Annotated in this window: 20 protein-coding genes; 3 read left to right on the forward strand and 17 right to left on the reverse strand. The window is 66.4% G+C overall.

The window, feature by feature from the left end:
• Positions 1–1,222 (forward strand): elongator complex protein 3 (locus BN3270_RS03285; protein ID WP_058985764.1); only part of this gene is annotated, 1,222 nt, incomplete at its 5' end.
• A 256-nt stretch (positions 1,223–1,478) separates the two neighbouring features.
• Here the strand turns inward: BN3270_RS03285 and BN3270_RS03290 are convergent.
• The 4 genes from BN3270_RS03290 to nadA are packed head-to-tail and all read right to left on the reverse strand — an operon-like array spanning position 1,479 to position 5,073.
• Positions 1,479–2,024 carry a transcription repressor NadR gene (locus BN3270_RS03290; RefSeq protein ID WP_058985765.1) on the reverse strand — a complete coding sequence of 182 codons (546 nt, stop codon included), beginning with the start codon at positions 2,022–2,024 and terminating at the stop codon, positions 1,479–1,481.
• Between the two features lie 5 nt (positions 2,025–2,029).
• Positions 2,030–2,884 (reverse strand): carboxylating nicotinate-nucleotide diphosphorylase, encoded by an 855-nt coding sequence (gene nadC, locus BN3270_RS03295; protein ID WP_058985766.1) that lies wholly within the window; start codon positions 2,882–2,884, stop codon positions 2,030–2,032.
• A complete protein-coding gene (locus BN3270_RS03300) occupies positions 2,866–4,137 on the reverse strand; it encodes an L-aspartate oxidase (protein ID WP_082673315.1) in 1,272 nt (423 codons plus the stop codon). Before BN3270_RS03300 ends, nadC begins: the two co-directional genes overlap by 19 nt.
• Before the next feature lie 9 nt (positions 4,138–4,146).
• On the reverse strand, positions 4,147–5,073 hold the full coding sequence (nadA, locus tag BN3270_RS03305) for a quinolinate synthase NadA (RefSeq protein ID WP_058985767.1): 927 nt from the start codon (positions 5,071–5,073) through the stop codon (positions 4,147–4,149).
• A gap of 200 nt (positions 5,074–5,273) precedes the next feature.
• Here nadA and BN3270_RS03310 point away from each other — a divergent pair, with 200 nt between their 5' ends.
• A complete protein-coding gene (locus BN3270_RS03310) occupies positions 5,274–6,242 on the forward strand; it encodes a magnesium transporter CorA family protein (RefSeq protein WP_058985768.1) in 969 nt (322 codons plus the stop codon).
• A 114-nt stretch (positions 6,243–6,356) separates the two neighbouring features.
• Here BN3270_RS03310 and thrH read toward each other — a convergent pair whose 3' ends face one another.
• The 13 genes from thrH to BN3270_RS03375 form a co-directional block, all read right to left on the reverse strand.
• Entirely contained in the window at positions 6,357–6,956 is a 600-nt protein-coding gene (thrH, locus tag BN3270_RS03315; RefSeq protein WP_058985769.1) for a bifunctional phosphoserine phosphatase/homoserine phosphotransferase ThrH, read from the reverse strand.
• Between the two features lie 182 nt (positions 6,957–7,138).
• On the reverse strand, positions 7,139–7,975 hold the full coding sequence (locus BN3270_RS03320) for a protein-ADP-ribose hydrolase (RefSeq protein ID WP_058985770.1): 837 nt from the start codon (positions 7,973–7,975) through the stop codon (positions 7,139–7,141).
• Between the two features lie 12 nt (positions 7,976–7,987).
• On the reverse strand, positions 7,988–8,734 hold the full coding sequence (locus BN3270_RS03325; protein ID WP_058985771.1) for a 5'-methylthioadenosine/adenosylhomocysteine nucleosidase: 747 nt from the start codon (positions 8,732–8,734) through the stop codon (positions 7,988–7,990).
• Between the two features lie 8 nt (positions 8,735–8,742).
• The gene (locus BN3270_RS03330; RefSeq protein ID WP_058985772.1) at positions 8,743–9,231 is read right to left on the reverse strand and encodes an S-ribosylhomocysteine lyase; all 489 of its coding nucleotides are present in this window, start codon (positions 9,229–9,231) and stop codon (positions 8,743–8,745) included.
• A gap of 54 nt (positions 9,232–9,285) precedes the next feature.
• The gene (locus BN3270_RS03335) at positions 9,286–11,217 is read right to left on the reverse strand and encodes an MDR family MFS transporter (RefSeq protein ID WP_058985773.1); all 1,932 of its coding nucleotides are present in this window, start codon (positions 11,215–11,217) and stop codon (positions 9,286–9,288) included.
• A 914-nt stretch (positions 11,218–12,131) separates the two neighbouring features.
• Positions 12,132–13,916, reverse strand: coding sequence for a hypothetical protein (locus BN3270_RS03340; protein ID WP_058985774.1), 1,785 nt, complete (start codon positions 13,914–13,916; stop codon positions 12,132–12,134).
• 201 nt (positions 13,917–14,117) lie between these two features.
• Entirely contained in the window at positions 14,118–16,646 is a 2,529-nt protein-coding gene (locus tag BN3270_RS09240) for an acetyl-CoA carboxylase carboxyltransferase subunit alpha (protein ID WP_082673316.1), read from the reverse strand.
• 15 nt (positions 16,647–16,661) lie between these two features.
• A complete protein-coding gene (fabZ, locus tag BN3270_RS03350) occupies positions 16,662–17,120 on the reverse strand; it encodes a 3-hydroxyacyl-ACP dehydratase FabZ (RefSeq protein WP_058985775.1) in 459 nt (152 codons plus the stop codon).
• Between the two features lie 86 nt (positions 17,121–17,206).
• Positions 17,207–18,502, reverse strand: coding sequence for a beta-ketoacyl-[acyl-carrier-protein] synthase family protein (locus tag BN3270_RS03355; RefSeq protein WP_058985776.1), 1,296 nt, complete (start codon positions 18,500–18,502; stop codon positions 17,207–17,209).
• Positions 18,499–19,116 carry a 3-oxoacyl-ACP reductase FabG gene (gene fabG, locus BN3270_RS03360; RefSeq protein WP_082673317.1) on the reverse strand — a complete coding sequence of 206 codons (618 nt, stop codon included), beginning with the start codon at positions 19,114–19,116 and terminating at the stop codon, positions 18,499–18,501. Before fabG ends, BN3270_RS03355 begins: the two co-directional genes overlap by 4 nt.
• 428 nt (positions 19,117–19,544) lie before the next feature.
• The gene (locus BN3270_RS03365; protein WP_058985777.1) at positions 19,545–20,510 is read right to left on the reverse strand and encodes an ACP S-malonyltransferase; all 966 of its coding nucleotides are present in this window, start codon (positions 20,508–20,510) and stop codon (positions 19,545–19,547) included.
• An 8-nt stretch (positions 20,511–20,518) separates the two neighbouring features.
• A complete protein-coding gene (locus BN3270_RS03370) occupies positions 20,519–21,496 on the reverse strand; it encodes a nitronate monooxygenase (protein ID WP_058985778.1) in 978 nt (325 codons plus the stop codon).
• Positions 21,481–22,065, reverse strand: coding sequence for a MarR family winged helix-turn-helix transcriptional regulator (locus BN3270_RS03375; protein ID WP_082673319.1), 585 nt, complete (start codon positions 22,063–22,065; stop codon positions 21,481–21,483). The genes BN3270_RS03370 and BN3270_RS03375 overlap by 16 nt, the downstream gene beginning before the upstream one ends.
• 205 nt (positions 22,066–22,270) lie before the next feature.
• Between BN3270_RS03375 and BN3270_RS03380 the strand changes: the two genes are divergently transcribed.
• Complete coding sequence (locus tag BN3270_RS03380; protein WP_058985779.1) at positions 22,271–23,389, forward strand: 3-oxoacyl-ACP synthase III family protein; 1,119 nt, start codon at positions 22,271–22,273, stop codon at positions 23,387–23,389.
• The last annotated feature ends 60 nt before the right edge of the window (positions 23,390–23,449 follow it).

A 23,449-nucleotide genomic window follows, 5' to 3' on the forward strand; every position in this document is an offset into this window, starting at 1 on the left:
CCGCCGCGCCGCCTACGCGCGCTGCGGCATCGCCTGCGACGACGCGACCCTTTCCCGCGAGACCGCCGCCGCTCAGGCCCGCATCGACGGCGGGGAGGAAACCTACAACGAGGCCTGGCACGGCGCCTACGCCCGCAACGCCGCCTGGCGCGCGGCGAGCGCTTGGCAGACCTGCAGCTGGGACGCGCTCGAAGCCGAGCAGCGCGCCAACGAGACCGCACCCCATCGCGTGGTGGGCTTCGTGATGGAAACCCGGCCCGACGCGACTTCCGAACCCGCCCTGCGCGACCTGCGCCACCTGGGCGCCACCAAGGTGCAGATCGGCATCCAGAGTCTGCGGCCCGACATCCTCGCCGCCAATCAGCGGGCCATGGAGCCAGGGTGCGTGCAACGGGCCATGGAGCTCATCAGGCTCTTCGGTTTCAAAGAGCACACCCATTTCATGGCCAACCTTATGGGTGCCACGCCCGAAGGGGACATCGCCGACTACCGCACCTTCGTCACCGACCCCCGCTTTCTGCCCGACGAGGTGAAGATCTACCCCTGCGCCCTGGTCGACGGCACGGGGCTGGCCCGCGCCTGGCGCGAGGGCCGCTGGGCGCCCTATGACGAAGACGACCTCGTGCGCGTGCTCGTAGCCGATACCCTGGCCACCCCGCCCTACACCCGCATCAGCCGCATGATCCGCGACATTTCGGCGCAGGACATCATGGCGGGCAACAAGAAGACCAACCTGCGCCAGATGGTCGACGCCGAAATCGAGCGCCAGGGGAAGGCGGGCGCGGTGCGCGAAATCCGCTTCCGCGAGGTGGGCACCCACGACATGGACGACGTAGACGTGCGCCTCGAGGCTGTTCCCTACGAAACCACGGTCACGCGTGAGGTCTTCCTGCAATGGGTCACGCCCCACGGGCGGATCGCCGGCTTCTTGCGGCTGTCGCTCCCCCACCCGGAAGCCTTCGACCGCTACGACCTGCCCACGTCGCCCGACGAGGCGATGATCCGCGAGGTGCACGTCTACGGGCGGGCGGCCAAGCTGGGCGGAGCGACCCACGGGGCCCAACACCGCGGCCTGGGGCGGGCGCTCGTGGAGAGGGCCTGCGAGATCGCCCGGGAGGCGGGATACGCCCGCATCAACGTGATCAGCGCCGTAGGCACGCGCGAATACTATCGCCATCTGGGTTTTTACGATGCGGGCCTCTACGAGCGCAAAGACCTATAGGAAGTAGCTGGCGTCGGCTGCGCCAAAAAGAGAGCGGGAGCCGCTGGCTCAAATCGTGAGATATGCAGTGGGCAATCGGTTTGTTTTCAGTAAAATCCGCCATTCGCCGGTTTATTAATGCCGTCTGCCCCCACGACTCTCAGATGCTCGACTACATTCCTCGACGTTTGAGCCAGCGTACCGAAAATCCGACTACATTCCGTGCATTCTCAGCCAGCCGCGCGCACAGGCGTCGCCGCACCCGCAGGCCGCGCGCTCACTTCAAATCTTTCTCGTAGGGAAGCCGCTTGGCCAGGTAGCCCTTGCGGGCCAGCTCCGCCTCGATCTCGTCGAGGACCGCTTCGCTTTCGGCCTCGATATGGTGGTAATGATAGCCGTCGGTCACGCGCAACAGGGGCGACGACACACCCGCCTGCAAGTCTTCGAGAAACCGCTCGACGTCGCGGCGGTTGCGCACGTTCAAGGGGGCCGAAAGCCTACCGTAGACCCGGTGGTTCACCACCGTGTCGAGCAGGGCGCCGCCGCAATCGACCACCGTGCGCATCTCGTCTTCAATCTGGTCTTCGGCATGGCGAACCTTCACGAGCCGCACGCAACCCACTGGACCCGCGATCACGTAGCCCGCATGCAGGGCCTCGATGCGGTGCCCCTGGGAACGCAAGAGAGCCACATCCTGGACGATGACCTGCCGGCTCACGCCGAAACGCCGGGCAAGCTCTGCCCCCGAAAGGGGGCCGAGCGCCGCGCGCAGGGCTTCGAGAACGCCTTCGCGACGCGCCTTCCCTGCCTGCGATTGCGCCATAGGCCCTACTCCTCGATCGAAAGGTGCTTCATGCTCAGGTCGAGGATACCAGCAGAATGCGTGAGGGCGCCACTGGAAAGGTAGTCGATGGGCAGGCGGACGTAGGTCCCCACGTTGTCGATGGTCACGTTGCCCGAAACCTCGACGGCCGCGCGCCCAGCGATAAGGTCGACGGCACGGCGCAGGTCGGTCTCGCCCATGTTGTCGAGCATGACGATGTCGGCACCGGCCGCGAGCGCCTGGCCCACCTCGTCGAGCGTTTCGCATTCCACTTCGATGCGACTCGTGAAGGGAGCCCGGGCGCGAGCGGCCCGCACGGCAGGCCCGATGCCGCCCGCTGCGGCGATGTGGTTGTCCTTGAGCATAACCGCATCCGACAGGTTGAACCGATGGTTGCGGGCCCCGCCGGCCCGTGTCGCTGCCTTTTCGAAGACGCGCAGGGTGGGCGTGGTCTTGCGCGTATCGACGAGAACGATGCCCGCTCCCGCAAGCGCACGGACCATCCGGCGCGTGTAGGAGGCGATCCCGCTCATACGCTGCAGGTAGTTGAGCGCCACCCGTTCGCAGGACAGAAGGACCCGCACGTCGCCTTCCACGACCCCGATCACCGCTCCCGCGCGCACCTCGTCGCCGTCGGCGACGGAAAAGCGCACCGCCGTTGCGGGGTCGACCAGGGTAAACACCCGGGCAAACACCGCGGTGCCGGCGATTACGCCGTCTTGCTTGCACACCACGTCGACCCGGGCCCGCTTGGGCACGGGCGCGACCGCGTCGGTGCTCACGTCGCCGGCGTTCATATCTTCGGCCAGGGCCGCACGGATATGGGGGTCGACAAGGGCGGTCATCGTTGCGGGGTCCATGCGTCCTCCTTGGGGTTCTCCTGAGCCGCACGGCGGGCTTCCCGCTGCGCGTAGGTGGGCTCGGGCGCCACGCGGGCGGGTTCGTTTCCCGCCCCGCAGATCGCCCGCGCCGCACGGCGGGCGAATACGAGGCTTTCGAGCAGGCTGTTGCTTGCCAGGCGGTTCTTCCCATGCACGCCATTGCAGCTCGTCTCGCCCACCGCGTAGAGGTGGGGGATGCTCGTACGGGAGTCGCTGTCGACGCGGACGCCGCCCATGAAGTAGTGCTGGGCGGGCACCACGGGAATGGGCTCGCGCGCAATGTCGAAGCCTTCCTGCAGACAACGGGCGCGGATATGGGCGAAATGCCCCAGAATCGTCGCGCGCGGCACGGGGGCGAAGGAGAGCCGCACGTAATCGGTGCCGTCCTTCTTCATCTGGTCGTAGATGGCCCGGGACACGACGTCGCGCGGGGCGAGCTCGTCGGTGAAGCGCCTCCCTTGCGCGTCGAGCAGAACCGCGCCCTCCCCGCGCGCGCTTTCGGAAATGAGGAAGGCGCGACCGGGTGTGCCCGTGTACAGGCTCGTGGGATGGATCTGCACGTAGTCCATGTGCTCGAGTTCGGCGCCGTGGGCCACCGCGATCCGGCACCCGTCACCGGTGAGCTCGGGATAGTTGGTGGAATGCGCATAGAGACCGCCGATGCCGCCGGTCGCAAGCACCACGTCGCGCGCGGCGATGCGCACGCGGCCACCTGCACGAGAAACGACGGCGCCCACACAGCGCCCCTCTTCCACGACGATATCCTCGAGCGGGGCGTTTTCCCAGATGCGCACGTGGGGCAGAGCCCGCACGCCTGCACGCAGGTGGGTCGTAATCTCCTGACCGGTGACGTCGTCGTGATAGCAGATGCGCGGGCGGCTGTGGGCCCCCTCGCGCGTGAAGGCGAGCGAGCCATCGGGGTTGCGGGCAAACCGCACGCCCCGGGCCACGAGGTCTTCGATCACCGGCCTGCTGCCGCGAATCATGATATCCACGCTGCTCGGCCGGTTCTCGAAGTGGCCCGCCCGCATCGTGTCTGCGAAAAAGGCATCGTAGTCGCGGGGCTCGGGCAGCATGCAGATGCCACCCTGGGCGAGCATCGAATCGCAGTGGTCGAGCGGTCCCTTAGAAAGCATGAGCACGCGGGTTGCCGCCGGCAGGTGCAGGGCCGTGTAGAGCCCCGCCGCCCCGCAGCCGGCGATGACGACGTCGAAGGTTTCAAGCGCGTCCATGGCTGCCCCCTAACGCGCCAGGTCGAGCATGCGCGTAAGGGCGGCGCGGGCGCCCGTGCACACGTCGGCGGGCGGCAGCGGCACCTCGCCCGTGCCATCGCGCAGGCAGTCACGCACCTTGCGCAGGGTCACCTTGCGCATGTTGGGACAGACGGGGCGGGTTCGGGGGAAATAGAAGCGCTTGCCCTGGCCGCCTGTGCGCTTTTCGATCTCATGCAAGACCCCGCAGACGGTAACGATAAGGTAGGCGGGCGCATCGCCTTCGACCGCCTGCTTGATGATTCCCGCCGTCGATCCCACGTAATCGGCTTCGCCGAGCACCCACTGGGGGCATTCGGGATGCATGAGCACGCGGGCTTCGGGATGGGCGCGCTTGACCTCTTCGATTTCGGAAAGCTGCACTGCCTCGTGGATGGGACAGAAGCCGGGATTCAGGATGAATTCCTTGTCGGGCAGCTTCTCGGACAAGTAATGGCCCAGATGGCGGTCGGGCGTGAAAAAGATCTGGCGCTGCGGGAGCGCGGCTACGATTCGCTCGGCGTTACTGCTCGTCACGCACACGTCCGAAGCCGCCTTCACCGCAGCGGTGGAATTCACGTAGCAGACGACCGCGATGCCCGGATGCGCAGCGCGGACGCGGTCGATCGTTTCCACGTCGGCCATGGCTGCCATAGGGCAACCGGCGTCGGGCGCCGGCATGAGCACCCGCTTGTCGGGGCTTAAAAGCTTGGCCGACTCCCCCATGAAGCGCACACCGGCGAAGACGATCTCATCGCAGTCGAGGGCGGCCGCTTGCTTGGCGAGCCCGTAGGAATCGCCCACGTAATCGGCGACGTCCTGCACGGCACCGTCGACGTAATAATGAGCGAGCACCACCGCCCGGCGCTCGCGCTTCAGACGGCGCACCTCTTCTGCCAGATCTTTGTCGTCTTCCATAGGCCCGTCCTTCCCGGGAATTCGCTCTCGTGTTGCGTGCGAGTATGCACCTTGTCTTTACATCTGACAAGACAGTTTTGGAAATCGCGATGCCTTTTCCCGTTCGGCGCCCTTAATGGGTTTCCCGTAGGCCTGGTTGCCCGCTTGCCCATTGGCGGTACAATGCACCTGCGCAAACGAGCAATCAGAGGGGAGATGCCGTGATCGGGTGCTACAAGACCACCTTGGAAAACGACCGCTACGTCACGCGGGAAATCGACGCGCCCGAAGCCGGTTGCTGGATCAACGTCGACACCCCCACGGTCGAAGAACGCGACTGGCTCCAGTCGGAGCTGGGCATCCTTCCCGAATTCGTGCGGTCCGCGCTCGACGATGAGGAAAGCTCCCACGTCGACTTCGACGACGACACGGGCCAGGTGCTCATCATCGTCGACTGCCCCTTCGTCGAAGACGCCAGCGAAGCCGAAGACCCCGACATCGTGCAGTACGACACCCACCCCCTGTCGCTGATCTTCCTTCCGGAAACCGACCTGCTCGTCACCGTGAGCCTGCGCGACAACGAAATCATCAACATGTTCGCCGAAGGCCGCATGCGCCGGATGAACACCAACCAGCGCACCCGCATGTTCCTGCTCATGCTCCTGCGCATCTCGCAGCGCTACATCGTCTACCTGCGCAACATCGACCGCCAGTTCAACCGCATCGAAAGCCAGCTGCGCTCGAGCATGGAAAACGAAGAGCTCATCAAGATGCTCGGTTTCGAAAAGTCGCTCGTCTACTTCACCACCTCGCTCAAGGCCGACGAATCGACCCTGGCCAAGGTCAACAGCGGCCGTTTCATCCGCCTCTACGAAGAGGACCGCGACCTGATCGACGACGTCTTCATCGAGCTGCGCCAAGCTATGGAGATGTGCGCGATCTACACCAACATTCTCGACAGCACGACCGACACCTTCTCAAGCGTCATCAACAACAACCTGAACCGCACGATGCGGACCTTGACGATCATCACCGTGGTGCTCGCCATGCCCACGATCATCTTCAGCTTCTACGGCATGAACACCGACGTGCTCCCCTTCAAAGACACCTGGCTGTGGCCCGGGGCCTTCGCCTTGCTCGTGAGCCTGCTCGTCGCCCTCTTCTTCTCGAAGAGCAAGTGGTTCAAATAGGAAGCGCGCCTCTGCGCGCATGACGAGTAAGGCCCGGCAGCAGGTGCGCCTGCGGCCGGGCCTTTTCCTGTGCGGTGAGACGCCCGCACGGCAGGCGCCCTGTGCGGCTTCGCGCTAGAGGGCGCCAACGATCGCGTCGAAGAGGTCGTCGTAGCTTTCGAGAGCAGGGATATCGGGGTTGGCCGCCGCAAGCTCGGGCGTGGTGCGGAAGAGGAAGCCTGCCTTGCTCGCACGGATCATGCCCACGTCGTTGAAGCCGTCGCCCGCGCAGATCGTCTCGCAGCCGATGTTCTGAAACTGACGTACGACCTGCTCTTTCTTGGCGGCGGCGCGCATCCTCCAGCCGGTGATCGCACCCGCCTCGTCGACGACGAGCTCGTTGCAGAAGATGGCCGGCCAGCCCAGCTTGTGCATAAGGGGCACCGCGAGCTGGGTGAAGGTGTCGGATACCACCACGAGCGAGGTCAGCGGGCGCAGGCGATCGAGGAAGGCGCGAGCGCCCTCGAAGGGCTCGAGCCCGGCCACCGTTTCCTGAATCTTCTCGACCGTACAGCCGTGGGCGGCAAGGGCCTCGATGCGCATGCGCATGAGCTTGTCGAAGTCGGGCTCGTCGCGGGTGGTCAGGCGCAGTTCGGGAATGCCGGCGGCATCGGCGAAGGAGGTCCAGATTTCGGGCGCCAGCGTGCCTTCAAGGTCGAAGCAAACGAGATTCATGGGAGTCCTCTCAAGCGGGTCTTCTATCGCGCACTATTGTACGCGAGCGCGCCTGCCCCGCGCCGCCGCCCGCGAAAGCTGCGCAAACGGCTGCGCGAACGGGAACAGGCGGCGCGCTTACGGCCGTCTGACAAAGCAAAGGGCCCGCTCGAAGGCAGGCCCCATGCGGGCAGCTTTCTTTCCTACACAAAGCCGCGGTTCATCTTGAGCAGCTTGGTGTAGATGTCCCAGTCGGAATCCTCGTAGGTGTCGAAGACCACGGTGAGGTCGGTATCGGGATGCTCGTCGAGCCATCGCGTGACCTCCCCTATGGCGATGCGGGCGGCCTCTTTGGCGGGGAAACCGAAAACGCCCGTGCTGATGCCACAGAAGACGATGCTCTTCATATCGTGGGCGAGCGCCGCGTCGAGGCAGCTGCGGTAGCAGGACTTCAACTTGGCGCGATCGTCGGCCGTGGGGCGGGCGCCTTCGGCGATCTGCGGCCCCACCGTATGGATCACGTAGCGGGCCGGCAGGTTGTAACCCGGCGTCACCTTGGCCAGGCCCACCGGCTCCCTGAAGCCCTGGGCCTGCATGATTTCGGCGCACTTGAGGCGCAGCTGCACGCCCGCGAAGGTGTGGATCGCGTTGTCGATGCAGTTGTGACCGGGAACCCAGCACCCCAGCAGTTCGGAATTGGCGGCGTTGACGATGCCGTCGGCTTCCATGTCGACGATGTCGCCCTGCCACACGCGCAGGCGCGGGTTGCCCGGCACGGGAACCGTGCGGTCGACGGGCACGATGCCGTCGGCGGCGATCATCGAGGTGAGGAGCTTGTCCTGTTCAGCCAAAAATTCCGGACTCGCGGGCGCGGGCTCGCGGGTGTTCACGAGCGCGCGAAAGACCGGCCAGAGCTTTTCGGGATCCTTGTCGGACGCCATCGTGGGAGCCGACACGGCCTGGCCGCGTTCGCGGAAAAGCTCCATGATCAGGTGGGTGAGCAGCTGGCCGTATTGTGCGGTGGTGAGCGGTTGAGCCATGGGAGATTCCTTTTACGAACGGGCGGGGGCGTGCGCGCCCGCATCCTGCGGGTGCGCAAGGTGGGCGACCAGATGAGAGACGATCGAGGCGCAGTGGCGGGCGGCTTTGGCCTCAAAGACCGGGTAGAGCTCGCTTTGCGACCCATCGGCCTTGTCGGATATGGCCCGCACCACGACGAAGGGCAGACCGTTGACCGTACAGGCCTGGGCGATCGCCGCCCCTTCCATCTCGCAGCAACGGGCGCCGAAGGTGCGGGCGATGCGATCCTTTTCGGCGGCGTCGCGCACGAACGAATCGCCCGAGGCCACGCGGCCCTCGAAGGCGGCGATGTCGGGGGCGGCGTGCGCCACCGCCGCAAGGGCGGCCGCGCGCAGGGCCGCATCTGCCGGATAGGTCCCAGGCATGCCCGGGACCTGGCCGGGGGCATAGCCGAAGTTGGTCGCGTCGACGTCGTGGTGCACGCAGTCGGTGGACACGACGACGTCGCCGATGTCGATGGTCGCGTCGAGCGAACCGGCCACACCCGTGTTGATCACGTGGGTGACGCCGAAGACGCTTGCGAGCACCTGGGTGCAAAGCGCCGCGTTGACCTTGCCCACGCCCGACTGCACGACCACGCAGGGCACGCCCCCCAGCAGGCCCGACGAAAAGGCCATGCCGGCGCGCTCTTCGGTGCGGGAATCGGTCAGCTGGTCCTTGAGCAGGGCCACCTCGACCTCCATCGCGCCGATGATGCCGATGTTCAGCGTTGCGTTCATGGCGGCGCCTAGCACTGGGGGTAGGTCAGATGGGCCTCGTCGATGCCCGTCAGCGTCTGGTCCAGGTAGCGGCGCGCCCACCACTGGGCCTGGGCCAGGTCAGAATCGTGGTAGTTGCCGCATTCCTGGGGACGGGCTCCGGGAATCTCGCCTACGAAGCCGGCGATGAACTGGAAGAGGCCGCGCACCAATTCCACGACCTGTGCCGCGTCGTAGTCGCCCCAGACGATCAGGTAGAAGCCGGTGCGGCAGCCCATGGGTCCGAAGTAGAGGATGCGGTCCTTCCACTCGTCGAAATTGCGCAGGTAGGTGGCGCCCAGATGCTCGATCGCGTGCACGGCGGCCGTATCCATCACCGGCTCGCGGTTGGGCGCGGTCATGCGCAGGTCGAAGGTGGTGGCAACGGCTCCGGTCGCGGGGTCGGCGTCTTTGCGCGACACGTAGATACCCGGCTCGAGGCGCAGGTGGTCGACGGTGAAGCTGGCGATTTTTTCCATAGCGTGCTCCTTCTTTGGCGGTTTCTTGGCAAGTATAGCCGAACGGGACCGCCCTTAGGCGTCGGCCGCCACGGCCAGCTGGGCTTCGGCCGTGGCAAGGCCGTTGAGCACGTTGCGGCGCGACAGGCAGCCCACGAGCTTGCCGTCGCGGGTCACGGGAACCTTCTTGATACGCTTTTCCGCCAGGGTCTTGAAGGCGTCTTCGGGGTCGTCGGACGCCTCGAAGGAGATGACGTTCTTGGTCGCGATGCGCATCACGTCCAAGTCGAGCAGGTCGTGCAGGCGGTCGAGGAAGCTTTCCGATTCCATGACGGTGAAGAAGTTGGTGCCGTCGGTATAGCGGCCCGACTGGGCCGACAGGTACTTGAGCACGTCGCCGTCGGACACGAAGCCCACGATCGTGCGGTCGGCATCGACGATCGGCACGCCGCTCGTTTCGGTGGTGCGCATGGCGTCGATCGCGTCGCGCACGGTGGCGCCCACGGTCACGTAGGGCGAGCGCTCGTTCATCAGGTCGGCCACAACCCAGGGACGGTCGATACCGGGCACACCCGTGCGGATGCGGTCCTCGCGTTCGGCCTTCTTGATCTGGGCTTCCGTACGCTCTTTGGGCGTGTCGCGCACGAAGAGGATGATGCTGGCCGCCACGATGAGCAAGAGCACGCACATGCCCGTGAACGCGAGGTGGACGCCCGCGAAGGTGACGGCGCGTGCGTCGGAGGCCGCCGGCGCCACCAGGGGGCCCAGGGCGGTGAGGCTCACGATGAAGGCGGTGCCGAAGGAGGCGCCCACCTGGTTGGTCGTCGCGGAAAGGGCGTTGCCGTGCTGCACGACGCTGTTGTCGAGCGAGTTGACGCCCCAGGTGTTGAGCGGCGTGATGAGGAACTGGATGCCGATCGACATCACACTGTAGACCACCGTGACCATGAGGATGGACATGTCCATGTTGAAGGTGGTCACGCCCACGGCGCCGATGGCCAAAAGGATCGCGCCGAACACGACCACGCCGCGCACGCCCTTGCGGTCGAACAGGCGGCCGGCGATAAGGCCGGAGATGGCGCCCAAGACCGCGCCGGGCAGCATGAGCAGACCCGACACCGTGGCCGTGTTGCCCATGACCTGCTGGACGTAGATGGGCAGGACCACTTCCGAGCCGATGAGGGCGGCCTGCATGAGGGCGATGAGGACCACTACCGTGCGGAAGCGGCGGTTCTTGAGCACCTGCACGCGCAGGACGGGCACTTCGAGCTTGGTCTGGCGGTAGGCGAACAGGCCGAGCAGGACGAGGCCCGCGGCGATAAGGCCGATCGGAAGGGCGAGGACTTCAGCCGTCGTGGCCGTGGAAATGCCGTAGAGCAAGCCGAGCATGCCGGCAAGGAGCATGACGACGGACAGGCCGTCGAAGGGCACGCGCTCGAAGCCCGGGAAGTTTTCGAGCGAAAGGCTCGCGAAGATCACGACGAGCGCGGCGATAACGGCGACGATGACGAAGAGCATGCGCCAGCCCACCCCGTCGACGAGGACGCCCGAAAGCGAGGGGCCGATTGCCGGGGCGAAGCTGATGATGAGGCCGACGATGCCCATGGCGCTTCCGCGCGACTCGCGCGGGAAGATGAGCAGGATCAGGGTGAAGACCATCGGCATGATGATGCCCGTGGCCATGGCCATCATCACGCGCGCGAGCAGAAGGACGCCGAAGTTGGGCGCGAGCGCCGCCACGACCGAGGCAAGCGCAAACCAGGCAATGCCGCCGATGAAGAGCTTGCGCGTGCTGAAGCGCCCGATAAAGAAAGCGTTGAGGGGAATGACGACGGCCTCGACCATCGAATAGGCGCTCGTGAGCCACTGCACCGTCGTCGCGTCGACGCCCGTGTCGCGCATGATATGTGGCAGCGCCGGCGACAGGAAGGTGGCGTTAAGCACCACGAGCAGAGTGCCGGACAAGAGCACCGCGATCATCATTTTCTGTTGCTTGGTAAGACCCATGCATCCATCCCCTTTGCGGCGAAGCGTGCGGGCTCCGCCTCTCGTTCGCGCGTCAAGCGGGCACAAGTCAGCTCCGCCCGGGGCCCCGGCCTTCGCACCGGCCCGTCCCCGTTCGCACGTTCGCATATATCCAGCAGAAAAAACGAGCCCTCGAACGAGGACTCGTACAGCGGTTCCTATTGTAAGGGGCAAGCGCGCGCCTTCGCCCAACGGTCATCCGTTCGTCACCATTCCCCCATCGTCTCCGGGAATAGCGTCCCTATTCCGTCCGACAAGGCCACCGTGCATCGAACGATGGCGCCGCTCCCGGTCGCTGCCCGCATGCCGCTCGCAACCGGCACGCCAGACGATGCCCTCCTCCAGATGTTCGCCGCATCGGGCTCGCTGATAGCGAGAGCCAGACGATACCGTCCTCCTTGAGACGTCGGCCGCACTCGATTGGCCCCGGCGCATCGATACCCGTCTCGGAAGACGGCAGAGCGCGCGGGCCCCGCACGAAATACCGCCGGCAGGGAGAAATGACGTAAAAACGCCTATTTCGCGCTTCCTTCAACCAAGGTAGAACTATCATCCTCAGTTTACTGTACAAAATTTAATGGTTTGTTGATTGTTTTACCCTGAAGCGGAAGAAAAGGAAGGCAAACCCCCTTGCCAACCGCGAAATAGGGATATTTACGTCAAAAGTCGCCCGACACCATGATAATGCGAGCATTTCCCGCATTGGTCGCTCCGATAGGCTTCAAGGAGTAGTGCCTGTTTCCGTGAAGGCGCGAAGACGCTCTCGCGGGCTACCTGCTCGCTCAGGCATGCGAGAGCGCGCGGACCACTTGACGCGGAAGACCGCTTGCGGGTACGCGAGCTCGAACGATGCGGGTAGGCGAGACCGCCCGCAGGAGGCCGCGCCCGCATCCCTTCTACGACCACAGGGACTGGAAGAAGCCCAAAATCGCCTCCCACACGCCGGAGCCCTTGCCGCTCGTGCGGCCGCTCTCGCTCGTCGCCTCGGTCGACGCCTCTTCCACGGCTTCGGTGCTGGTCGCGCTCGTATCCGCCCCTGCCTGGAAGGCGCTCTCGAACCCGCTGCGGTCGATCGTGGCCTCCTGCACCTCGTTTTCGGCAGACGTCGCAACGGTCGTGCCGTAGGCGCCCGACACCGTCACCGTCACGCTGCTCGTGCCGTCTGAGAGCACATTGCCCGCCGCATCGACGATGCGCACGGAATTGCCCTGGCCGTCGACTACGCGGCCACCTTGGGCCACATTGAGGTCGGCAACGGCACAGTCCCCCGTTACGACCCACGTCGACGTGCCGTCGACATCGACCGCGATCGACCCACCGCTCGCTTGGGTCGCGCTCGCGTTTTCGGTCACCTGGGTCGCACCCGTCCACGTAGACCCCTGCAGCAGGAAGACCTCGGCCGACGAGATGCTGTCGACCTGGACGTTGCCGGCGAGCGTCTGGCCGATGCCGGTGAGGCTCACCGTGGCCCCGTTGCTACCCGCGCTCCCCCAGTTGTTGGCATTGGTGCCTTCGGCCTGCAGGAGGTTGGCGACGCCGCTATCGAAATCGAGCGCGGTGTTCTGCAAGACGATCGAGGCCTTGGTGTTGGTGAGGTAGAACAGCGACCCCGACTGGATGGCGCTCGACAGGGTGGAATCGACCGCCTGGAAGCGGGCCGTCTGACCGCTCGACGCTTCGGCGTCGCCCGACGTGGATTGGTAGACGATCACGCCGTCGGCCACCGGGTCGCTGCCCGACGTCCCCGTTTGCGTGGACGCCAGCTGAGAGTTGGCGATGGAAATCGTGTTGGCGCCCTCGAGGCCGGCGATTTGGCTACCCGTCGCCGTCCCCATGACGCCGTCGACTTCGATGACGCCCGTGGAATAGATGAGCGGCGAACCCGCACCCGCCGTCTGGAACCTTCCGCCCGCAACCGACACGTTGCCGCCGCCCCGGTCGGTCGCCACCGCGGCGCTGTGGCCGCCCTGGGTGGTGATGTTGGCGTTCGCGGCGACGACGCTACCGCCGTAGGTGGCATCGAGCCCGCGGGAGTTGTCGGCGGTCGTCTCTATGCTCACGTTGCGCGCCCAGGCGCAGGCCCCATCGGTCGCGAAGATCCCGTTCGACCCCTTCGAAGAAGCGGAAAGGGCGGAATCAGACACGGCCGCCGTCGAAGCGTCGCCCACGGCGAGCAGAATCGCGTTGGCCCCGTAGAAGTTGCAGGCGTCGTCGCTCGACCCGTCGCCCGCTTTCTGCAGGGTGGCGCCCTGCAGGGTGAGGCTGCCGCCCTTGCGCACCAGGACCGCGTTCTGGTCGGCGTCGGTGGCCGCAATCGTCTCGTTGGTCGACGACTCGTTTGCGCCGTCGGCGGTCTTCGCGCCGGTATAGGCGCCGGCGTAATCGAACGTGGTGGCGCTCGCCCCGCCGCCCGACCCGCCAGGGGCGGTGCCCAAAGGCGCCTGCCCCTCGCCGGCAGGCGGCTGTCCACCTGCGGGGGCGGCCCCACCCGAAGCATCGGGAGGGGTCGCCGGCTGGTTCTGGGCCGCTCCATTCGACGCCTGCGACTGCCCGTCGTCGGCAAGCGCCGCGGCAGGCACCCCGCCCAGGGCGAGCGCCAAGGCCACCGCCGACGCCGCGACCGTGACCGCCGGCCGGCGCTCGGGCACGCACGCCTTCTTGTTCGTGGTCGCATCTGCCATCTGGGACCCCTCTCTCACGTATCTTGTTCCCTGCGTCAAGCATAGGCCCTCCCGCTGAACCCAGCCTGAAACGATAAGAGCGCCCATCCGGCAAGGGCCGCAGGACCCCCCGCACCGCATGAAAAAGCCGAGCCCCGCAGGACCCGGCTCTCTTGCACTCCCTGCGCAGGCGCAGGCGGGAATCGCCCCAGATCGCCTGGGTTAGAAGCGGGCGAACCGCTCGTGGCGAAGCTTCACCAACTCGTCGCCCGAACGCCCGGCGAGCTCGCCCAGGGACCGCACGATGAAATCGCGCACCGCCGCGCAGGCCTCTTCGGGATTTTCGTGCGCCGGCTTGTCGCCTTCGGGAATGACTTCGTCGACGATGCCCATCTCGTAGACGTCGTGGGCGTTCATCCGCATGACCGCGGCCGCCTCGTCGGCGCGCGACCGGTCCTTCCACAGGATCGACGCGAACCCTTCGGGCGACAGCACCGAATACACCGCGTGCTCTTGCATGCCCACCTTGTTGGACACCGCCAAGGCGAGGGCGCCGCCCGAACCGCCTTCGCCGCAGAGCACCGACACGACCGGCACCCGCAGGCCTGCCATGGCGAGCAGGTTGTCGGCGATCGCGTTGCCCTGCCCGCGCTCTTCGGAATCGGCGCCGCAATAGGCGCCCTGGGTGTCGACGAAGCAGACGATCGGCCGATTGAACTTTTCGGCCTGGCGCATGAGGCGCAGGCTCTTGCGGTAGCCCTCGGGCTGGGGGCAGCCGAAGTTGCGCTTGATGCGCTCCTGCAGGTCGGCCCCCTTTTCCTCGCCGATCACCGTGACCGGCTGGTTGCCCAGCCAGGCCACGCCACCCACGATCGCGCCGTCGTCGGCGAACATGCGGTCGCCGTGCAGCTCGATAAAGCCGTCGAAAATGCGGTCGATGTAGTACTTCGACGTGGGACGGTGGGTGTTGCGGGCCATCTGCACGCTCGTCCAGGCGCCGTTGACCTCTTCGGCCGCGTCTTCCTTGGCCATCTGGGCGGCTGCGATCTTCAGGCGGGCGCGGGCCTGGTCGTCGCCTTCCACCTGAGCCGAAAGCGAGGCCCCGTCTTCGGAATCGAGCTCGTTACGCAGCATGACGCGCTGGGCGCGCTTTTCGGCCGACCCATTGCTCGTCACCGCGTCGACGATCTTGCGGGCGATCGCGCCGATTGGGCCGCCGTCCCCCTCGCCGTCCTCGGCGTCGTCGGCCACGGGCAGGGGCGCGTAGACCACGTGGTCGTAGCCGCGCTTGCCTGCCTCGAGGGCGCGGTTCACGCCGGCATAGGACAGGATAGCCTCCGACTCGCCTGCCGCGAGCGTGGTGGGTCGGCTCGCCTCGTGCAGGGCGAGCAGGTGGGCGAGCGTCTGCCGCAGGTCCTCGCGCGCCACGATCGCGTCGATCAAACCGTGCTGGAGCGCGAATTCGGCGGTTTGGAAGCCGGCGGGCAGCTCCTGGCGGATCGTGTCGCGAATCACGCGCTGGCCGGCGAAGCCCAAGAGCGCGTGCGGCTCGATGAGCACCACGTCGCCCTGGGTCGCGAAGGAGGCTGTGACGCCACCGGTCGTGGGGTCGCAGATCACCGACGCGTAGAAGAGGCCCGCCGCCCCGTGACGGTCGACCGCACACGACACCTTGGCCATCTGCATGAGCGAGACCAGCCCCTCCTGCATGCGCGCCCCGCCCGACGCGGTGAAGAGCACCACGGGCAGGCCCGCTTCGGTCGCGCGGTCGAACATGCGGGCGATGCGCTCGCCCACGATGGCCCCCATCGACCCCATGAAGAAGGTCGATTCCATGACGCCGAAGGCGGTGCGGATGCCCGCGATCTCTCCCACGCCCGTGCGCACGGCTTCGTCCAGCCCGGTCTTGCGGCGCTGCATGTCGATCTTGTCCAGGTAGCCGGGGAAGGCGAGCGGGTCGGTTTCGGGCAGGCCCGCGTCCCATTCCTCGAAGGTGCCGGCGTCGAGCGTGAAGGCGATGCGGGCGTTGGAATCCATGCGGAAGTATCCCCCGCACGAGGGGCAGGTATGGTAGCGCTCGGCCACCGACCGCTCGTCGAAGACGAGGCCGCAGTGCTTGCAGGTCACCCACCGATCCTCTGCGGGCGCGGGCACGTCGGTTGCGCAGCGCATCCAGCCGAGGGCGGGCGATTCGGGGTCGACCGTGCAGAAGACCTCGATCTGGCGCTTCTGGGCGCGGGCAAGGAAGCTATCGACGCCGGCGAGCTCGCGGGAGACGCCGTCGAGCAGGATCACCGATGCGCCCACTTCAGCTGCGGCTGAAAGCACGGCGTGGGAGTTGGCAAAGAGGGCGTCGGAATAGGTCTCCCCCAGGCAGACGCGCCCATAGGCGCAGCGCAGGTGGGCGGCGTGGTCGTGGTCTTTGGTATAGGGCGCATAGGCGCGCATGCCCGCATCGGATACCGCCAACAGCAAGGCGCGGGCCGTGCGCCCCTGGGTCATCACGAGGGCGTGCGTCACCCCGTCGTCGTCGAAGTCGGTGCCTTCGGAAAGGGCGCCCACATGGGCTTCGTCGTGCGAGACGCCCGTGTATTCCGAAAGGTCGGCGGCAGCCACCCCGTTGGGGGCCTGGCGCGCGCCCGACGCTTCGTTGGCGATGCCCTCCAACCGGTAGGCCACTTCGGGCTCGGGTGCCGGCTCGCTCGCGGCCGGCTTCCCGTTCCCGTAGGTGTAGTAGGTCTTGTCAGTCATCTTCGCGCCCTTCCCTTACGCCTGCTGGGCGGCGGTCGCGAGCACGTACTTCTGGGTCGCCGTGGCGGCCACGTCCCCGTCGACCGTGGCCACGACGTCGGCGACGACCATGCGCGATCCGCTCTTCACAATCTGGGCCTCCAGCCGCACGGTTTCTCCCGGGCGCACCTGGCGGCGGAACTTGGCCTTGTCGATTCCGGTGAGGAAGCCGATGCGACCTTCGTCGCCCTTGTCAACGAGCACGCAGAAGGAGGCCGCCTGGGCGAGCGCTTCCATCAAGATGACGCCCGGCAACACCGGATGGCCCGGGAAATGCCCCTGGAAGAGGGGCAGGTTGGGATCGACGTCGAGCTCGGCGGCGATACGTGCGCCCGGCTCGCATTCCACGACGCGCGTGACCCATACGAAGGGATCGCGGTGCGGAAGCACCTGCTCGATAACGCTCGTATCGCACGGATAGGTAATCTCGCTCATTTCTTCTCCTTCTGCGCCGGGCGCACCCGGCTCCTTCGAGTCGCGCGGGCCCCGTCTCCCGCGCGCGGTGCCTGCATCGGCTGGCCCTAGCGCGTCTCGTCGTAGGGCGCGATCGCCAGTGCAGCGTTGTGGCCGCCGAAGCCCAGGTTGCAGGTGAGGGCGACCTTCTGGGGGTAGTCGGTCTTGGCTTCGGTGAGCACGTTGACCGGGCACTCGGGATCGGGCGTGGAAAAGCCCGTCGTGGGCGGCACGAAGCTGCCGGCGACCGACTGGGCGCACACCACGGCTTCCACTGCCCCGGTGGCGCCGAGCATGTGGCCGGTCACGCCCTTGATCGACACCACGGGCACCTCGCGGCCCCCCTCTTCGCCGCACAGGGCCAGAAGCGCCTTGGCCTCGGTGACGTCGTTGGCGTGGGTGCCCGTGCCGTGCGCGTTGAAATGCCCCAGGTCGGCCGGGGTGAACCCGCCTTCGGCCAGGGCGTCGGCCATCGCGCGGCGGACGCCTTCGGCGCTCGGGTCGGGGGCCGTCATGTGGTAGGCGTCGCCGGTCGACCCATAGCCCACGATTTCGGCCAAAGGCTCAGCCCCGCGCTTCAAGGCGTGCTCGAGCGATTCGACGATAAGCGCGCCTGCGCCCTCTCCGGCCACGAAGCCGGCGCGGTCGACGTCGAAGGGACGCGACGCCTTCAAGGGGTCCTCTTCCTTGGAAAGGGCGCCCAGGTTGGCGAAGCCGGCGATGCAGATGGGGTTGACGGCCTCTTCGGTGCCTCCCGCCAGCGCCGCGTCGAGGTAGCCGTGGCGGATGTCGCGCACAGCGGTCCCAATCGCGTGGGCGCCTGTGGCGCAGGCGGTCACCACGTCGAGGCACTCGCCCTTCATCCCGTAGCGGATGGCCAAATTGCCCGCGGCGATGTTGCCGATCATCGTGGGGATGAACAGGGGGTTCACGCGCTTGGGCCCCTTGTCGTGCAGGCGGAAGAAGTTGTCCTGCAGAGAATCGATGCCGCCGATGCCCGTTCCGAAGATCACGCCGAAACGGGTGGCGTCTTCCGCTTCCATATCGATGCCCGCCTGGGCCATGGCCTCGTCGGCGGCCACGAAGGCGTACTGCACGAAGCGGCCGAACCGGTGGGCCTCCTTCTTCGTGAGGCCGTGGGCGGTGGCGTCGAAGCCCTTGATCTCGCCGGCGTTGTGCACATCCTGGTCAGAGGTGTCGAAGCGCTCGATCGGCCCGATCGCGCAGGTCTTGGACAACAGCGCGTCCATGATCGCCGCAACCCCCGCACCCGCCGGCGTGAGGGCGCCCATGCCGGTGATGACCACGCGATTGGTGCCGTCGGGACGTTTCACCTCGACGCCGTGTACCTTCGTTCCGCTCATAGTTCGATACCTCCGTCTACGCAGATAACCTGGCCGGTGATGTAGGATGCGCGCTCGCTGGCCAAAAAGCCCACGGCCGCCGCGACGTCTTCGGGCGCGCCGAAACGGCCCATGCCGATACGCTCCAAGCTCGCTTCGCGCTGGGCGTCGGAAAGCGCCGCCGTCATGTCGGTGGCGATGAAGCCGGGCGCCACCGCGTTGGCCGTGACCCCGCGGCTTGCAAGCTCTTTGGCGAGCGACTTGGTAAGGCCCACGATGCCCGCCTTCGAAGCGGCGTAATTGGTCTGGCCGGCATTGCCATAGAGGCCCACGACGCTCGTCATCGACACGATGCGGCCGTAGCGCTGCTTCATCATGGGGCGGGCGGCGGCCTTGCAGCAGTTGAAGGCGCCCTTCAGGTTCACGCCGATCACGTCGTCGAAGTCGGCTTCCTTCATCTGCATGATCAGCTTGTCGCGCGTGATGCCCGCGTTGTTCACGAGCACGTCGATGCGGCCGAAACGGGCCACGCAGGCGTCGACGAGCGCCTTGGCCTCTTCGAAACGGGCCACGTTGGCCGCCACGGCCACGGCATCGACGCCGAAGTCGGCCTTGATCCTGTGGCGTATACACATCTAGAGGTGTATAAGAGACAGCCGCAGTGCTTGCAGGTCACCCACCGATCCTCTGCGGGCGCAGATCGGAAGAGCGTCGTGTAGGGAAAGAGTGTAGATCTCGGTGGTCGCCGTATCATTAAAAAAAAAAAAATTTACTTTACTTACTCGTTCTATCATCACTATTAACTGTCTACTACTTACTCTTCTTATTACTTTCATTCTATACTCTACTTCTTTACAAATGATTCTTTACTTTATTCGATTTTTATTTCTATTCTATCTCATCCTCATCACTTTCTTACTATTCATACCTCTTTTCGTACATTTACTTATGTTTACTGCTCTTTTTTTTCTTCTCATACTCATTATCATTACATTATGCCGATGCCGCGGCTCGAGCCGGTCACGACCGCCGCACGCACGATAGGTTCGGTGTCTTGCATGGGCTAGTCCCCTTCCTTCTGCAGATAGTCGGCGAAGCTCTTGGCGTCCTGCACGCAGGTGCGCGAAAGCCCCTTGTCGATGCGGCGCACGAGGCCCGAGAGCACCCCGCCGAAGCCGGTCTCCACGAACGCGCGCGATCCCTGCCCCACCAGGTAGCGCACGCTCTGCTCGAACTTGACGCCGTGGGTGAGATGGGCGGCAAGCGCCTCGCGCGCATCGGCGGCGCGCAGGGGCCGCGCCGTGTCGTTGGAGATGAGCGGCACCGCGGGCTCGCTGAATTCCACGCCCTGCAGGTAGTCGGCGAACCGTTCGGCCGCCGGCTCCATGAGCGGGCTGTGGAAGGCGCCCTGGGTGGCCAGGCGGGCGCAGCGTTTGCCGGCGGCGCGCCAGGCCTCCTCGGCGCGCTCGACCGCCCCGCGCGCCCCCGACACGACGATTTGGCCGGGGCAGTTGAAGTTGGCCATGACGAGCACCTCGCCCTGGGCCGCCGCGTCGACGACGGGCGCGAGAGAGGCCTCGTCCGCCTTGAGGAAGGCGCTCATGCAGCCGTCGGAGGCTTCGGCGGCCGCACCCATGTAGGCGGCGCGATGGGCGACGATGTCGAACATCTGCTCGTCGGAGACCATGCCTGCAAGGGCGAGGGCCGTGATCTGGCCCAGCGAGAACCCGAGCACCGCGCCAGGGCGCGCGCCGCGCGCTTCCAGAGCGCGGGCGATGCCGAGCGACAGGGTCACGATCGCCGCCTGGGCGTTGCGGGTCTCGTTCAGAGCGGCTGCGTCCTGCCCGCTCACGAGCGCGCGCATATCGCAGGAGAAAGCTGCGTCGGCCGCGTCGAAGGCGGCGGCCACTTCGGGCACATCGAGCAGGTCGCAGCCCATGCCGGGCTTCTGCGAGCCCTGGCCCGAGCACATGAACACAGGCAGCGCCGGCACCACGACGGCCCCTTCCGTTGGCAACATATCGGTCATGATCGCTCCTATTCCACCGTCATCCGCGTGCGCTGGGCGTTGGCCTGCGCGAGCCCGGCAAGCGAGAGCCCGCCGAGCGCTTCGGCTTCGGCCATCATCTCGCGCACCACACAGGCGGCCGTCTTGCGCTCGTTGACCAAGCCCGCCACCTGGCCGGCCATCATGTCGCCGTTGTCGACGTCGCCAGCCACCGCGCGGCGCAGGGCGCCGAGCCACATCTGCTCGATTTCCTCCCCATTGGCGGCGAGGTCGCCTTCGAGCTGCTTAGCCTTGCGCGAGAACTTGTTCTTCAGGCTGCGCACCGGATGGCCCGAATCACGGCCCGTCACGATCGTGTCAGACACCTTGGCCTTCAGGATGCGCTCCTTGTAGGCGTCGGCCACCGTGCATTCCTCGACGGTGAGGAAGCGGGTGCCGCACTGCACGCCTTCGGCGCCCAGGGCGAAGGCCGCGAGCATGCCGCGCCCGTCGGCGATGCCGCCGGCGGATATGACGGGGATCGACACGGCGTCGCACACGGCCGGCACCAGGGCCATCGTCGTGAGCTCGCCCACATGCCCGCCCGATTCGGTGCCCTCCGCCACCACGGCGTCGGCCCCCAGGCGCTCCATGCGCTTCGCGAGCACCGGGCTTGCGACGACGGGCACGACCTTGATGCCGGCCTCTTTCCACATCTCCATGTAGGGAGCGGGGCTGCCTGCCCCCGTGGTGACCACATCGACTCGGAGCTCGGCGAGCACGGCGGCGATCTCGGCGGCGTTGGGGTCCATGAGCATAACGTTGGCGCCGATCGGCCTGTCGGTGATCTGGCGCGCCTTCGCGACCTGGTCGCGCACCCACTCTTCGGTCGCCCCGCCGCAGGCGATGATCCCTAAGCCGCCCGCGGCGCTCACGGCGCCCGCCAGGCTGGCATCGGCGATGCGGGCCATCGAGCCCTGGATGATGGGCGCCTCGATGCCGAGCAGTTTCGTTACGCGCGTTTCCATGAGTCGTTCCTTCCTTCGGATGCGGATTTTGGTGCGAGGGCGGCCGGCGAGGCGGCGGCGGACGCATCGGGCGTCGACCGCGCGTCGAAGAAGGCCTTGACCTTAGACAGCGCGATAGCGAGCACCCGCTGCTCGTCGCCGGAAAGCGGCGCGAGCGCCTCCTTGAGCATGCGCTCGTGGAAGAGCCGGTGGGCGCGCCAGACTTTGCGCCCCTTCGTGGTGAGGGAGACGAGCTTGGTGCGGCGATCGGCCTCGCTGCGCTCGCGCTGCACGAAGCCGAGCCGCTCGAGCTTGTTGATAGCGCTCGTGAGCGTGGCCGTGGTGATGCCCAAACGGGCCGCCACCACGTTCATAGGGTTCTTCTCGTAGAGGCCCACCGCGACGCAGGTGTGCACGTCGGTGATCGTGAGGCCATGGGTGTAGCGGTTGTCGAGCGCGCCCTCTTCGATGCGCAACACGCTTTGGAAGGTGCCCGAAAAGAGGTCGTCGATAGAGAGCCCCTCGGCCACCATATAGGGGTAATCGCTCTCCATCGTCGATGACGGACGTGCGTCCGAGCTCTGTGACATGCGGCTCCTTCCCTGCACGCTTCCGCACACGCGAAAGGCACGGCCCCTGACGGCCAGCCTTGTGGGCTTCTTGCAACGAAGCCGTCGCGGATGTTCAAACAGGACGTTATTTTGTTAGATTATCTAAGCATTTGCAACACCCGTTTGCACCCCCACCGAGCGTACACATATGGGCGGGAGCGAACGGCGAACCACAGGAGGTTACGTGGGCGCAACCATCATCGGAACGGGCAAGGCGACGCCCGCCTTCACCGTCACGAACCATCGACTGTCCCGCATCGTCGACACATCCGACGAATGGATTGTGCCGCGCACGGGCATTCACACGCGACCCGTTTCCACCGGCGAAACGGCCACCGACTTGGCAGCCGCCGCCGGCCGTCGGGCCCTTGGCTGGGAAGGGGGCGCCGGGCTTGCGCCCGCCCGCCCCATCGAGGCCGCATGCATCGACCTCGTCATCTGCATGACCCTCACCGGCGATACCCTCATCCCCAGCCAGGCAGCGCTCGTCAAGGCCCGCCTTGGCCTGCCCAACGCCGTGGCCTTCGACCTCAACGCCGCCTGCGCCGGCTGCGTCTACGGGCTGGTCACCGCCCAGAGCATGATGGCCGCCGCCCACGCACCCGGGTGGGCGGGCAACCCCGTGCGCCGCGCCCTTGTGATCGGCGTCGAGCGCATGTCGCGCATCGTCGACTGGACCGACCGCGCCACCTGCGTCCTCTTCGGGGACGGCGCCGGCGCCGTCCTGCTCGAATGGGACGACGCGCGCACGGGCATCGTGAGTTCCTACGTAAAGAACACCGACGACACGGGGCTCTCGCTCGCATGCGGGAAGAACTTCGACCTTGCCACCTTCCCCTTTGGGGCCGAAGCGGCCGCCGCCGGCGAAGGCGCCGACGCCACGGCGGGGCCGGGCGCCGACCTCTCCCGCGATACGATCGTCCACGACGAGCATGCGCGTGCCGTGTTGGGTTCCACCTTCGTCTCGATGTCTGGGCAAAAGGTCTTCAAGTTCGCTACGAGCACGATCGTCGAAGCGATCGGCGCGGTGCTCGACCGCGCGGGCTGGGAGCTTTCCGACCTCGACGCGATCATCCCCCACCAAGCCAACGAGCGCATCATCCGCTATGCCGCCAAGAAGCTCAGGGTACCCGAAGACCTCTTCCAGCTGTCGATCGACACGGCGGGCAACACGAGCGCCGCAAGCGCCCTCATGGCCCTGGACGATGCCTGGCGGCAGAGCAAGCTCCATCCAGGTGACAAGGCGGTCATGGTCGGTTTCGGCGGCGGCCTCACGACCGGAGCGCTCACTTTCGAGGCCTAACCTGCCCGCGGTCGCCGCTGACGCCCCACGCATGCGACGCCCACCATGCCTACCGCCGAT

This window comes from Hugonella massiliensis (assembly GCA_001486445.1).
GTDB classification, from domain to species: domain Bacteria; phylum Actinomycetota; class Coriobacteriia; order Coriobacteriales; family Eggerthellaceae; genus Hugonella; species Hugonella massiliensis.

Excerpts from the sequence above, each read along its gene's own strand:
- fabZ (WP_058985775.1), bottom strand. The coding sequence starts at position 17,120 with ATGAGCGAGATTACCTATCCGTGCGATACGAGCGTTATCGAGCAGGTG.
- BN3270_RS03370 (WP_058985778.1), bottom strand. The coding sequence starts at position 21,496 with ATGGAAACGCGCGTAACGAAACTGCTCGGCATCGAGGCGCCCATCATC.
- BN3270_RS09240 (WP_082673316.1), bottom strand. The coding sequence starts at position 16,646 with ATGACTGACAAGACCTACTACACCTACGGGAACGGGAAGCCGGCCGCG.
- BN3270_RS03365 (WP_058985777.1), bottom strand. The coding sequence starts at position 20,510 with ATGACCGATATGTTGCCAACGGAAGGGGCCGTCGTGGTGCCGGCGCTG.
- BN3270_RS03375 (WP_082673319.1), bottom strand. The coding sequence starts at position 22,065 with ATGTCACAGAGCTCGGACGCACGTCCGTCATCGACGATGGAGAGCGAT.
- fabG (WP_082673317.1), bottom strand. The coding sequence starts at position 19,116 with ATGTGTATACGCCACAGGATCAAGGCCGACTTCGGCGTCGATGCCGTG.
- BN3270_RS03340 (WP_058985774.1), bottom strand. The coding sequence starts at position 13,916 with ATGGCAGATGCGACCACGAACAAGAAGGCGTGCGTGCCCGAGCGCCGG.
- BN3270_RS03290 (WP_058985765.1), bottom strand. The coding sequence starts at position 2,024 with ATGGCGCAATCGCAGGCAGGGAAGGCGCGTCGCGAAGGCGTTCTCGAA.
- nadC (WP_058985766.1), bottom strand. The coding sequence starts at position 2,884 with ATGGACCCCGCAACGATGACCGCCCTTGTCGACCCCCATATCCGTGCG.
- BN3270_RS03330 (WP_058985772.1), bottom strand. The coding sequence starts at position 9,231 with ATGGAAAAAATCGCCAGCTTCACCGTCGACCACCTGCGCCTCGAGCCG.
- BN3270_RS03300 (WP_082673315.1), bottom strand. The coding sequence starts at position 4,137 with ATGGACGCGCTTGAAACCTTCGACGTCGTCATCGCCGGCTGCGGGGCG.
- nadA (WP_058985767.1), bottom strand. The coding sequence starts at position 5,073 with ATGGAAGACGACAAAGATCTGGCAGAAGAGGTGCGCCGTCTGAAGCGC.
- BN3270_RS03325 (WP_058985771.1), bottom strand. The coding sequence starts at position 8,734 with ATGAACGCAACGCTGAACATCGGCATCATCGGCGCGATGGAGGTCGAG.
- BN3270_RS03355 (WP_058985776.1), bottom strand. The coding sequence starts at position 18,502 with ATGAGCGGAACGAAGGTACACGGCGTCGAGGTGAAACGTCCCGACGGC.
- BN3270_RS03335 (WP_058985773.1), bottom strand. The coding sequence starts at position 11,217 with ATGGGTCTTACCAAGCAACAGAAAATGATGATCGCGGTGCTCTTGTCC.
- BN3270_RS03320 (WP_058985770.1), bottom strand. The coding sequence starts at position 7,975 with ATGGCTCAACCGCTCACCACCGCACAATACGGCCAGCTGCTCACCCAC.
- thrH (WP_058985769.1), bottom strand. The coding sequence starts at position 6,956 with ATGAATCTCGTTTGCTTCGACCTTGAAGGCACGCTGGCGCCCGAAATC.